11 protein-coding genes are annotated in these 11,931 nt (G+C 59.7%); 5 read left to right on the top strand and 6 right to left on the bottom strand.

Annotated elements, in window-relative coordinates; genetic code table 11:
- Window positions 1-2 precede the first annotated feature (2 nt).
- The 3 genes from RHIBUN_RS0114185 to RHIBUN_RS0114175 form a co-directional block, all read right to left on the bottom strand.
- On the bottom strand, window positions 3-794 hold the full coding sequence (locus tag RHIBUN_RS0114185; RefSeq protein WP_018857314.1) for an SDR family oxidoreductase: 792 nt from the start codon (window positions 792-794) through the stop codon (window positions 3-5).
- Between the two features lie 332 nt (window positions 795-1,126).
- Window positions 1,127-2,632, bottom strand: a complete 1,506-nt coding sequence (locus tag RHIBUN_RS0114180) for an acetyl-CoA hydrolase/transferase family protein (RefSeq protein WP_025660038.1) — start codon at window positions 2,630-2,632, stop codon at window positions 1,127-1,129.
- Window positions 2,633-2,736: 104 nt separating this feature from the next.
- Window positions 2,737-3,642 (bottom strand): universal stress protein, encoded by a 906-nt coding sequence (locus RHIBUN_RS0114175; RefSeq protein ID WP_025660037.1) that lies wholly within the window; start codon window positions 3,640-3,642, stop codon window positions 2,737-2,739.
- Between the two features lie 242 nt (window positions 3,643-3,884).
- On the opposite strand from RHIBUN_RS0114175, the gene RHIBUN_RS0114170 reads away from it, so the two are divergent.
- On the top strand, window positions 3,885-4,913 hold the full coding sequence (locus tag RHIBUN_RS0114170; protein WP_025660036.1) for a CorA family divalent cation transporter: 1,029 nt from the start codon (window positions 3,885-3,887) through the stop codon (window positions 4,911-4,913).
- A 52-nt stretch (window positions 4,914-4,965) separates the two neighbouring features.
- Here RHIBUN_RS0114170 and RHIBUN_RS0114165 read toward each other — a convergent pair whose 3' ends face one another.
- Window positions 4,966-5,592 (bottom strand): hypothetical protein, encoded by a 627-nt coding sequence (locus tag RHIBUN_RS0114165; RefSeq protein ID WP_025660035.1) that lies wholly within the window; start codon window positions 5,590-5,592, stop codon window positions 4,966-4,968.
- A 284-nt stretch (window positions 5,593-5,876) separates the two neighbouring features.
- On the opposite strand from RHIBUN_RS0114165, the gene RHIBUN_RS0114160 reads away from it, so the two are divergent.
- Window positions 5,877-6,371, top strand: coding sequence for an Rrf2 family transcriptional regulator (locus tag RHIBUN_RS0114160; protein WP_018117220.1), 495 nt, complete (start codon window positions 5,877-5,879; stop codon window positions 6,369-6,371).
- Between the two features lie 161 nt (window positions 6,372-6,532).
- Here RHIBUN_RS0114160 and RHIBUN_RS0114155 read toward each other — a convergent pair whose 3' ends face one another.
- Window positions 6,533-7,573, bottom strand: coding sequence for a porin (locus RHIBUN_RS0114155; protein ID WP_025660034.1), 1,041 nt, complete (start codon window positions 7,571-7,573; stop codon window positions 6,533-6,535).
- A 361-nt stretch (window positions 7,574-7,934) separates the two neighbouring features.
- Window positions 7,935-9,032, bottom strand: a complete 1,098-nt coding sequence (locus RHIBUN_RS0114150) for an NAD/NADP transhydrogenase subunit alpha (RefSeq protein WP_025660033.1) — start codon at window positions 9,030-9,032, stop codon at window positions 7,935-7,937.
- A 275-nt stretch (window positions 9,033-9,307) separates the two neighbouring features.
- Here RHIBUN_RS0114150 and RHIBUN_RS0114145 point away from each other — a divergent pair, with 275 nt between their 5' ends.
- The 3 genes from RHIBUN_RS0114145 (at window position 9,308) to RHIBUN_RS0114135 (ending at window position 11,925) form a co-directional block, all read left to right on the top strand.
- On the top strand, window positions 9,308-11,359 hold the full coding sequence (locus tag RHIBUN_RS0114145) for an NAD(+) synthase (RefSeq protein ID WP_025660032.1): 2,052 nt from the start codon (window positions 9,308-9,310) through the stop codon (window positions 11,357-11,359).
- A gap of 73 nt (window positions 11,360-11,432) precedes the next feature.
- Window positions 11,433-11,642, top strand: coding sequence for a hypothetical protein (locus RHIBUN_RS0114140; RefSeq protein WP_018117224.1), 210 nt, complete (start codon window positions 11,433-11,435; stop codon window positions 11,640-11,642).
- Between the two features lie 52 nt (window positions 11,643-11,694).
- Window positions 11,695-11,925, top strand: coding sequence for a hypothetical protein (locus RHIBUN_RS0114135; protein WP_245271667.1), 231 nt, complete (start codon window positions 11,695-11,697; stop codon window positions 11,923-11,925).
- Window positions 11,926-11,931: the final 6 nt, after the last annotated feature.

Genomic DNA, 11,931 nt, shown 5'->3' with positions numbered 1-11,931 from the left:
TGTCAGAGAGTGTCGATGACCCCACCGTCCACGCGAACGGACGCGCCCGTGGTCGCGGAAGCGAACGGCGACGCAAGATAGGTCACCAAGTTGGCGACTTCCTCGACGGTGGCGGCACGTTGAATGATCGAGCTGCTGCGATGCTGCTTGACGAAGGCGGCAGCGACCTCCTCCAGCGGCAGTCCGGTTCTAGCTTGCTCTTCGGCAAGCATCGTTTCTACGCCTTCGGAAAGCGTGGGCCCAGGGAGGACGGAGTTCACTGTGATGCCCGTGCCGGCCATGCGCTTGGCGAGACCACGGGCAACCGCGATGTCGGCGGTCTTGCTGACGCCATAGTGGATCATCTCGACTGGAATGTTGAAACCGGATTCGGAGGCCAGGAATATCACGCGGCCCCAGTTTAACTTCTGCATGCCTGGGAGATAGGCGCGGGAGAGCCTGACGGTGGACATGACGTTGACCTGCCAGTGTCGATCCCAGACCTCGTCCTCGGCGTCGAAAAAGTCGATTGGCTGGAAGATGCCCGCGTTGTTAATCAGGATGTCTACCTGAGGAATTTGGGCGACAAGCGCTGCACACCCCTCGGCGGTTGAGAGGTCGGCGGCAGCAGACTTGACTTTGCCACCGGGACCTTCGCTCTTGAGCCGTGCGGCGGCCTTTGCGGTTTTGTCTTCGGACCGGCCGTTGACAACGACATCTGCTCCAGCCCTTGAAAGCTGGCGGGCAATTGCGTAGCCGATGCCTTCCGTTGATCCTGTGACCAGCGCCCTCTTACCAGTAAGATCAATTTGCATTTTCCGCTCCCGTCGAGGTTGGATGACGAAACGTATAGTCAGTTCTGCAGTCTCGCAACGGTCTGACCGCCGAGGATCCGGCGATCTTTCACACAACATCGTCAGTCAGCACGAATGCGGCAACCTCCGGACCGAGGAGAAATCAGACCTTACGGCGTCGATCGCTTCATAAAGGGCGGCCGGCGAATTCTCTCCTGCCAACACCCGATTCAACGGCAACACCCATCGCGGAACGGAACGCGTCCGCTTGGGGCGATCATTGGCAACTGACGGCTTTGCGCAGACAGCGGCCACCAGCGTACAACAATGGCTTGGATGGCAACCTGGCTCCGTCACAACATCGAGCCGGTATCGATAAAGCGCTGGTGCCACGACAAGGCTTCCTTCGGCAAGGTTGGGGTTTGTAAACCGTAAGAGCCAGCAAGCGCGCGCTCGAAATAGTCAAGAAGAGCGGGCCGGTAGGTGGGATGGGAACAGTTGTCGATGATCGTCCGCGCGCGTTGCTTCGGCGAAAGCCCGCGCAGATCCGCAAGGCCCTGTTCCGTCACCAGCACCTGGACGTCCTGGTTGATGTGATCGACACGACTTGCCTGCGGCACAATCGCAGAAATCTTGCCGCCCTTGGCAGTCGATGGAGTCATGAAAATGGAGATATAGGCATTGCGCGCAAAATCCCCGGAGCCGCCGATACCGTTCTGGATGCGCGAGCCCATGATGTGGGTCGAGTTAACATTGCCGTAGATATCAGCCTCGATCAGGCCATTCATCGCAAGACAGCCAAGACGGCGGATCAGTTCGGGATGATTGCTGATCTCCTGCGGCCGCAGCACCATCCTGCCACGATAGGTTGGCATGTTCTCGTTAAGACGACGTGCCGCCTCCGGGCTGAGTGAGAAGGCGGTCGCGGAAGCCATCCTGAGCTTACCGGCATCGAGCAGGTCGAGCATGCCGTCCTGGATGACCTCGGTAAATGCCGTCATGTTCTCGAAAGGGCTGTCGATCAAGCCAGTCAGCACGGCATTGGCGATATTGCCGACGCCGGACTGGATTGGCAGAAGCGAAGCCTGCAAACGCCCCTTGGCAACTTCGTGACCGAAGAATTCCAGCAGGTGGCCGGCAATGGCCTTGGCGGCGTCGTCCGGCGGCGTAAAGGGCAAGTTGCGATCCGGCGCATCGGTCTCGACAATAGCGACGATCTTGTCGGGATCGCAGCGGAACGCCGTTTCGCCGATCCGGTCATCCGGCCGAACCAACGGTATCGGGACCCGGTGCGGCGGCAGTGCCGTGCCATAATAGATGTCGTGCATGCCTTCGAGCGCCGGACTCTGCCAACGATTGACCTCGAGTATGACCTTCTCTGCGCGGTCGAGCCAGGTCTTGTTGTTGCCGACCGAGGAGGACGGAATAAGCGAGCCATCGGCGCGAATGCCGGAGACTTCGACAATCGCGGTATCAAGGGGGCCGAGAAAGCCCTGCCAGGCCATCGGCGCGACCTGAGAAAGATGCATATCGAAGTATTCCATTTCGCCTCGGTTGATCTTTTCGCGGGCGTATGGATCAGAGTTGTAGGGCAGTCGAAACTCGATGCCGTTCACTCGGGCGAGCGCGCCGTCGAGTTCGGGACCGGTGGAGGCGCCGGTCCAGACACGAAGATGGAAAGGATTGCCCGCCGCATGCTCTGCTTCGATCTTGGCCGCAAGTGCAAGCGGTACTGATTTCGGATAACCCGATCCGGTAAAGCCGCTCATCCCCACCGTCGAGCCGCTGGTTATCAGCGATGCCGCGTCCTCGGCCGTCATGATCCGTGAACGCAAATTTTCATTGAACATTCGGGACATACTCGCCTCCTAGCTGTCTGCGTGAACAGGCGGTTTGACCCGCATGAAGCGTTCCGCGCCTTGTCGCGCGCGGCGTCGATCAAGCGCCGGTCTAGTCGGCTCCATCAATGGCTCATAAGTAGAGGAATAGTGGCATGGGACAGCAGGCGATAGGTGACGCGGCCGAGAAGCAGCTCGAGCAGATAACCGTGCTTGAACGCACCGATCAGAATGCAGGTGGCGTTCGTCGACGCGCCAAAGTCGAGGATGGTGTTGCCGACCGAGCGGCCCGATGACGAGGTAACGACAATCTCGGCATCCAGCCCCAGCTGATGGCAGATTTCCCTGGCCGACTTCTCGTAGTGCCTGTTCGGTTTGTCATCGACGCAGAGCACCGTGATGCGCTTGGTGGCGGCAAGCCAGGGCCTTGCGGCGACCATTGTCCGTCGTGCGTGGTCATGCGGCTTCCAGCCAACGAGGACGTGGTCCAGCAGGTGCCCCCGATAGCCACTGGCTGGGGGGACCAGCACCAGCTTGCCTTCATGAAAGAGGACATCGTGAAAGGCATCACGAGCGTCGAGATTGCCTCTGTAGGGCGTTACGACAAGCGATGCATTCCGGCAGACAGTGCTGACACAGCGGCGCAGATCGCCCTGGCAATCGCCGAGCATCAAGTCTTGCCGGTGAGGCGCATGCAATTTCCACTCCTCGAACAGCTGCCTGACGTGTTCGTACCGCTCGTGCGTCGAACCTTCCTCCAGGTCGCGCATCATTTGCAGTTCGATTTCCTCGGCGGATACGAGCATCGACAGCGGATCGGCACCGATGTGCACGGCGGCAATGTTGTCCTGCACGGCATCGGCCGCGTCGTCGGCCAGATCGAGGCAGGTTTGTGCCGAGGCTGGATCGGGCAGCAGCACGACAATATCGGCATGGCTGGTGAGATCACGAACGTTGCGTGGAGCCGCACCTGCGTGAGATGCGCTGAAGCCTTGTGACCAGTTGCGGTCGTCGGTGGTTGTCGTGATCAATCTGGCCCTCCTTCATGGATCGGCCCGCACGGTTGCACTGGAATAATACGCTAATATGACCGGCGTTGAAATCGCCTTGGCAGAGGAAGGCGACCTATTTTAAGCACCGAAGCCGGTGGCTGCCGAATCCCGGTGCCGATTCCGCCGGTCTTGCGCCTTAATCGCGACCTGCTAGAATCTCCGGTGCCAAGCTTTTGTGTCGGCTGCATTTTTTGGTTCCCTCTAGCTATATGCGGGGCGCGATGGAGACGGCAGTTACCTCTAAGCTGACCTATGGCGCGGAGCCGGGATTACGCTTCGCCTTGCTCTTGGACGGGTGTGGCGGCTGCACGCAGTTGGACATTGCCCGGGCGCAAATGTGGAAGCCGGAAGATGGGATCATCTGGCTGCACCTCGAGCGCGACCATGCGGCGGCGGCCAATTGGGTCAACCGGGAAAGCGGTCTCGATAGCTTCGTGACCGAAGCTCTTCTCGAAGAGGAAACACGGCCTCGCGTCGAGCCAGTCAACGATGGCCTGCTGATCATCCTTCGCGGCGTCTGTGCGACTGCGCCGGACGAAGCGTCGGAAAAGCAGACCGACATCGATCTCGTGCCGCTCCATATGTGGGTAGATGCGAACAAGGTGATTTCGCTGCGGGACAGCGGTCACTACATTACCGCCCTTCGCGACATTCGCCAGGCGCTCCAGAAAGGCAAGGGCCCGCTACGCACTGGTGACCTGCTGGCGTTGATCGGCGACAAGCTTGTGCGCGACCTGGAGCCAGTGCTCGACTCCATGGACGAGGAGGTGGACGAGCTTGACGAGATGATCTTTCACGGCGAGGCAGGCCAAGTGCGCGAACGCCTCAAGCTGCTGCGTCGGCGTTCCGTCCAGCTTCGCCGCTATCTGGCGCCGCAGCGCGATGCGTTGAACCGCATCGAGCATGATGATGCGCCATGGCTGCTGGAGCGCGACAAGCTGCGGATGCGCGAGGTGATCGACAAGCTGATGCGCTTCATCGAGTACCTCGATGCCATCCGCGACCGTACGGGTATTCTGCACGACGACCTTTCGACGGTGATCAGCGAGCGCATCGCGCGCAATTCCAACCGGCTGGCGGCGCTGGCGGCGTTGCTACTGCCTCCGAGTGTCGTGGCCGGCTTGTTCGGAATGAATGTCGGAGGCATCCCGGGGGTCAACGACACCTGGGCTTTCATCATCATTGTCGTATTCGTGACGATCACATCCGTTGCGACGCTCTGGGTGCTTCGGCGTATCGGCTGGCTTTAGAGCACGGCATCGTCCCAGACTACGAGCCTTGAATGCGCTGTCCTCTATGCGATCAATTCGCTGCGAAGCAGTAGAACAGGCCGTCGCCACCAGTCCCATTGAAGGCTTTGACGGTGCAGCCGCCGCGTGTCGGGTGCGAGGAGTTCCACGACTTCGCTTGGGCGGAGTCATCAAGGCCTGTTCGGTCGCTGTGGCCGACGATCGCGACACCTTTAGCGCCGCCCATCGTCCAGTTGCCGCATGTCTCCGGCGCCGCAGTGCCATCGGCTTTCGAACCGGTGAGCATGTCGTGCCGGTTCGGCGTGTCGCCTCGGCCGTTGATGATTTCGCCCTTCTCATTGAGCGCGGTCTGCTTGGTCAGGTTGTTCTTGTCGCTGTGCAGAGAGGCCACGTCGTCGGCGATCTTTTCGCCTTTGGCGTTATACCAGGGCCCAGAGCCAATGCGGTCCTTTGCATTTTCGGCGTCGGTGGAAAGATAGGCTTTCCAGGTCTTGCCCGTCGAGCCAGCGGCCGTGGCAAGCGTGTTGCAATAGGCGTCCGCACCGGCGAGACCACCCAGATCGCCACCCTTGCCTGGATTTACACTGGTCACGAAGAAACTCATGGCGGTGTCCTGAGCATGGACCCCGACCGCTGAAAAGGCCAAAGCGGCCGCGATATAGGCAAACCTGCGTCTCATGGCGACTCTCCCCGGTTGAAATTTCTAGCGGGGCGAAGCGTATTGCAGGTACGTCTCGGCGTAAAATCGAAATCACGTGATGGGACCTCGGGAGGAGTCTGAAGGGTGCGGCCCCCGCGGCCCGGCTTTTGGCTCATTTCGCAGTACACATCGTACGGTGGTCGTACACGCGCCTGTCGAGGCTTTAGTCAAGTTGCCGTGATTTCAACCACGCGTTCTTGACAATGAGTTTTAGCGGTAAATATCTGTGCTCTCCGGCTTCCGACGCAAGGCCTCAGCTCAGCATGATCGACACGCGCTTTTCGACCGCTTTACAGATTGTCATTAGCGTTGCCGTCAATGAAGAGGCCAATCTCCGCACCACGAGCCAATCACTTGCACAAGGGCTCGATACAAGTGCAAGCTTTGTCCGCAAGCTGTTGCTTCCGCTCAATGAGAACGGAATTCTTGCTACCTCCCAGGGCGGCAAGGGGGGCATTCGTTTGGCACGACCACGTGACCAGATTTTGCTCAGCCAGATCTATGCCGCCGTGACCGGTGACAAGAAGATCTGGGCGACTCGGCACGATATTCCGCATGAGGGACTCGTGGGTGAGAATATCGGCGACCTTTCGGAGTTTCTGTGTGATCGAGCGGAGCAGGCTGTCGTCGACATGCTTGGTTCGGTGACCATCGAGGACAGTGTGGCGGAGCTGCGTCGGCTCGAGGCCGAGAAATCTGCCGGACATCAGCACTCGGCGGATGCTAGCCTCGTGCGCGATCGCCACCCCGCCGAATAATTTCATCCTCAAACTGGAAAGGGGCGGCCGGGCAGGGAACCCGTGCCACCCCTCCTAACTGATCGGAGGTCAATCTGATCAGAAACTCTTAAAGCGCCGCGCCGCCTTTCCCTGTGACTTTAGCAACGGAGAGAGGCGGAAACGCGGCGCCGCTTTTTCAGTTAGAATGCGCGCTGGAGGCGGAAGAAGCCCGTCGTGACGTCGTCAGCCTTGTCCGAGTCGAAGTAATTGACGGTTGCCTTGGCGTAGAGGTTGTCGACGATCTGATAATCAACCGTGACACCGACCTTCCAGGCGTCGTTGTTGTCGTCGAAGTCGCCCGCGACGATGCCGTAGTTGCCGTAGTACTGAGCGGCCGGCGTGATCTTCAGCTTGTCGGTCGCCTTGATGGCGTACTCAGCCGCGACAACCCATTCGGCGCTCTGATAGTAGGAGTTCGGGCCGCTGGAGTAGATCGCTGCGAGGCCGAGGGTGCCCGGGCCGACGGCAACGGTACCCATGGCGCGAACGGCACCTTCTTCGTTATCGGTGTCGTAGCCGGCCGTGATCTGGTAGCTGAAGATGCCAGCCTTGCCGCCGATACCGACTGCTACGCCGACGTTATTGGGGTTTTCACCGGCGCTGAAGTAGCCGTCTTCCAGCTCGTCAACGCTGATGCCAGCGTAGAAGTTTTCAGCTTCGTACTGATAACGGATGGAGTTGTGCAGCGTGACCTTGCTGCCGATGTCGTCCGTTTCGCCCGAGAGACCATCGTCCCACCAGCTGTAGAACAGACCGGCGCGGAAGCCAGCGATGTCGATGTAAGCGGAGTCAAGCAAAGATGCCTGCGACTTAGAGTTGTCGGCATTCGTCTGCAGGACGATAACACCGGTGAGCGGGCCGTATTCGGTGTCGCTCTTGGCGGTGAACTGGACCTGACCACGGGTGTAGGCGTCCCAGTCAGAGTCATTCGCAACATAGGTACCGTTGCCAGTGGTTGCGCTGGCATTCGGGCCGGCGTTAACCTGGAAACGGATGTAACCGCTGATCTTCAGGCAGGTTTCGGTGCCCGGGATGTAGAAGTAGCCGCTGCCGTAAGCGTCGCAAACGCGGACGTATTCAACTGGTTCCGGCTCAGCAGCAACGATGGCGTCAGCAGCCTGGGCGCTCGTAAAGGCAGCCAGGGCCGCCGCCGAGCTCATAAGGATCATCTTAATGTTCATTCTCAGTCCAATCTTTTGTCGATTGGGCACAGGTCATCACTGCCGAAACCGGCTCTACCTACCCCAAATTGTTTCGTACAAGCCCTTGCGGGAAACGCGGTACGTCCGCAGCGCCAAATTACATTTCCCATTAAATGTATCAATAATAGATACAGTCAAAAATTGGGTTTTGCTGCAAAGCAAAATCGGCGTGTTGCGCAATCGCAACTGTCGCTTTCTGCGCAAGAAGAGGGTTGCCAATTCAACCTGTAACAGTTTGGTATTTAAAGGGTTTTTGATATGGATGCCATCGGATAATATTGTTGCATTGCAGCATTTGTATCGCCCTGCGGCTCATCCTTTTGTCAACGCTGGGCCTGAATCACGATGACGCGCGCGTCGTTTTGGCCACTTCTTTCAGCAGCGCGGCAGCGGTGGGATCGGATGGATCGAGCCTAAGAACACCATCCGTGTCGATCAGGTGTTCCAGCAGGTTTCTCACACCCTCACTGAAATGCCGGCTCGCTTCGGCAGCCTCGTGGCTCGCAAGTGTCGTGGAGCCGATGATCCGCACGCCGAAGACGTTGATGACTTCGTCGGCTCGCGTCAGGGCGCAATTTCCGCCGTTTTCTGCGGCAAGGTCGACAATGACCGTTCCTGGACTCAGCCGCGAAAGCATGTCTTCGTCGAGGAGGAGAGGGGCAGTTTGACCGGGTATCACGGCGTTTGTGGTGATCAATTGCATCTTCGAGAGGGGATCCGAAAGCTCTCGGCGAAGCCGTGCCAGTTGTTGCTCCGGCAATGCGCGGGGGAAGGGCATCGGAGCTAGGGTCGTGCCGAGAAATCTGGCCCCGAGCCGTTCGATCTTGTCCTGCGAATCCTTGGCAAGGCCAAAGCCATGAGTCAGTGCGCCGAGGCGACGGGCGGTCGCCAATGCCTGCAGGCTTGCAGCATCGCCGCCCAAGGCAGCCATTCTCACCGGCCGCACGAAGCTGCCGTCCACCATCAACATTGGGTGCGAAATGCCGAACTGCCTGGCGGCCTCTAGGACGGCGGCGTGGCCGGTGATTGCCGCTTGTCTCGATGAGATGTCTGCGCCCTTGACCCCCTGCACACAGGAGAGGCGGGCGATGTCGAGGTGGAGCGGTCGCGGTCCGCTGGGAAGACGGGTGGCCAGGGGTGCGTGCGAACCAAGGAAAACGAGGGTCGCGGTCGCTGGAAATACCCGCGTGGTTGCCGGCTGCCGCACGCTCACGAAAATGTCCGAGGAGGGCACCATATCAGCGAACTCGGCCGGTTCGCCGCCGGCGACGACATAGGCCTCATCAACGTGGCCCGCGCCGACACCGCAACCGCGCTCGAAACGAACCGACACACGCTTGGAAAGCCGCCGCACGTCCTCCGGCGTCAACGCAACGCGACGCTCACCGGGATGCGTTTCCCGAAGCAGCCCGGCGCGGACGCGGATAAAGTTGGACATTGATCGCTCTGGAAGAGGGTAAATCGAAGTGTGCGCGCGAGCGATATAGGCTGTCTCTTCCATAGTTTTATGACAGTTTGGTAATTTTATTCTGGGCAGTGATGTTGATTTTCACATTGTCACAACTGTCGATAAGTCATTCATTTTAAACGATACTATTTACCGCTTGCATGAGCGATGTCGAATAAGATTGCCGGGTGGGCGAGATCAGGTTTTGCCCGGAGGCATTTGGATGTAATGGTCAGTCATAAGGCGCGTGACTGCTGGAGGCATTGGTGAATTTCTATTCGGTTTACGATCAAGGTTTTGTCCGTGTCGCGGCCTGCACCCCGAATTGCGAGATCGGCGATCCCGATTTCAACGCGCAGGCAACGTTGGAACTGGCGCGGCAGGGACACGCCGAAGGTGTTGGCCTCATGGTGTTCCCCGAACTCGGGATTTCCAGCTACGCGATCGACGACCTTTTGGGGCAGGATGCGCTTCTCAGGGGTGTGGATGCTGCAATCGGCGATATCGTCCGGGCAAGTCGCGACCTGACGCCGGTACTTCTTGTCGGCGCGCCGCTGCAGAGTGGCGGTCGGCTCTATAACTGCGCGGTCGCCATTCACGCTGGTCGTATTCTCGGCGTCGTTCCGAAGATGCATCTCCCGAACTATCGCGAATTCTACGAGAAGCGCTGGTTCGCGTCGGGACGAGACGTACGAGGCGAGAGCATTCGTGCCGCCGGCGAGGTGGTGCCATTCGGCACGGATCTCGTCTTCGCCGCCGAGGACATGGACGATTTCATCTTCCATATCGAGATCTGCGAAGACCTCTGGGCTCCGGCGCCGCCGAGCGATTTCGGCGCGTTGGCCGGCGCATTGATTCTGGCAAATCTCTCGGCCAGCAACATAACGGTCGGAAAGGCTGAGACCCGCAAGCTTTTGTGCTCGGCACAATCGGCGCGCAGCTTGTCGGCTTATGTCTATTCGGCGGCCGGCCCCGGCGAATCGACGACGGACCTCGCCTGGGACGGCCAGGCCTGCATCTATGAGCTCGGCAGCCTGCTCGCCGAAACCGACCGCTTCCCAATTTCGTCGCAGATGTGCGTTGCGGATATCGATGTCGAGAGACTGCGGCTGGAGCGGCTGCGAACGGGCACGTTCAATGATGCGGCGACGCTCACTCTTACCGCCGGTCGCGAATTCCGGCGAGTAGGGTTCCAGTTCAAGAAGCCGAAGGGCGACATTGGCCTCAAACGCCATGTTGCGCGCTTCCCCTTCGTGCCGGCTGACGAAAGCCGCCTCGATCTGGATTGCTACGAGACGTTCAACATCCAGGTGCAGGGACTGATGAAGCGGCTGCGCTCGACCGGCATCAAGCGGCTTTGCATTGGCATTTCGGGCGGGCTCGATTCCACCCATGCGCTACTCGTCGCGGCGCGTGCTTTCGACCAGCTCGGCTGGCCGCGCTCGGATATTCTTTGCTTCACCATGCCGGGATTTGCGACGGGCGAGGCCACCAGGTCGAACGCCTGGGCCTTGATGCGCAGCATGGGCGTCACGGCGGAGGAGGTCGATATCAGGCCGTTGGCGCTACAGTTGCTAAAGGATCTGAAGCATCCCTTCGCAGGCGGCGAGCCGGTCTACGATACGACCTTCGAAAACGTCCAGGCCGGCCTGCGCACGGACTTCCTGTTCCGCGTGGCAAACCAGCGAAACGCGCTGGTGCTGGGAACCGGAGACCTGTCGGAAATCGGCCTCGGCTGGTCGACCTACGGCGTTGGCGACCAGATGAGCCACTACAACGTCAATGCATCGGTGCCCAAGACCTTGATCCAGCACCTGATCCGCTGGGTGATCCGCTCAGGGGATTTCAACGAGGAAGCCAATGCGACATTGGAAAGCGTTCTTGGCACGCTGATTTCGCCGGAACTGGTGCCTGCCGATGAAAATGGCGTCATGCAGAGCACGGAGGACAAGATCGGCCCATACGATCTGCACGACTTCGCACTCTACTACACGACTCGTTTCGGGCTTCGCCCATCGAAAATCGCCTTCCTTGCCTACAATGCCTGGCGGGACGCCGAGGTCGGCGTCTGGCCGCCGCATTTCCCCGCCGACAAGCGCCGCAGTTTCGATCTGCCTGTCATCAAGCACTGGATGGAGGTCTTCCTCTTTCGGTTCTTCACGATCAGCCAGTTCAAGCGGTCGGCATCGCCGAACGGCCCGAAGGTGACGTCGGGTGGTTCCCTGTCTCCCCGCGGAGATTGGCGCGCGCCGTCGGACGGCAACGCCCGGATATGGCTCAAGGAATTGAAAGCGAACGTTCCGGATGTAAAGGCGTAGGCAGAGATGCCTTGCAAAAGCCATGCATCGCGCCAGATGTGGCCCAGGAGCACTCTGAGGTAGCGGTAAGAACGTGACAGATGAAGCTTGTCCATCCGAGGATCTTCCCCGTTACGAAATCCGTCAGGAGCCGCGTGGCAGGTGGACGATCGTCGATACCTTGACGTCCTTGCCGGCGGCAACGGACGGAAGGGATTTCGTCGGCCTTAGCAAGAGGGACGCGGAGGACATCGCCCGCGAACTGAACCTCGCCGCTGCCGAAGGACGGGATCCTCTGATCTGATCTCTTGGAACTTGGCGAACGCCGCCGGCGTTTCGTTGCCAGAGGTGCAATGATGACCGCCAATGACAACAGGCCGGACAATCACTCCAGCGATCGGCAAACTGCTTACGAAGCGCAGGAAACGGCGCTGTCCCGAGAAGGGCGCAGCCTGTCCGCCGTGATTGCCGCGGTCCTCTTGGCGTTCAGCGTTTGGACGGGCGGCGGCAGCAGCCCTGCACCGAGAGCACCGGCAGGGGCAAGCAGCCCCAGCACCGCACCGCCGCCGACGCAGAACACGAACTGACCAAGG

The sequence above is a fragment of the Rhizobium sp. IBUN genome (assembly GCF_000510625.1).
In the GTDB taxonomy this organism is placed as follows: domain Bacteria; phylum Pseudomonadota; class Alphaproteobacteria; order Rhizobiales; family Rhizobiaceae; genus Rhizobium; species Rhizobium altiplani.
Note: the sequence above shows the minus strand (reverse complement) of the source record. Positions and strands in the feature narration are given on the sequence as shown.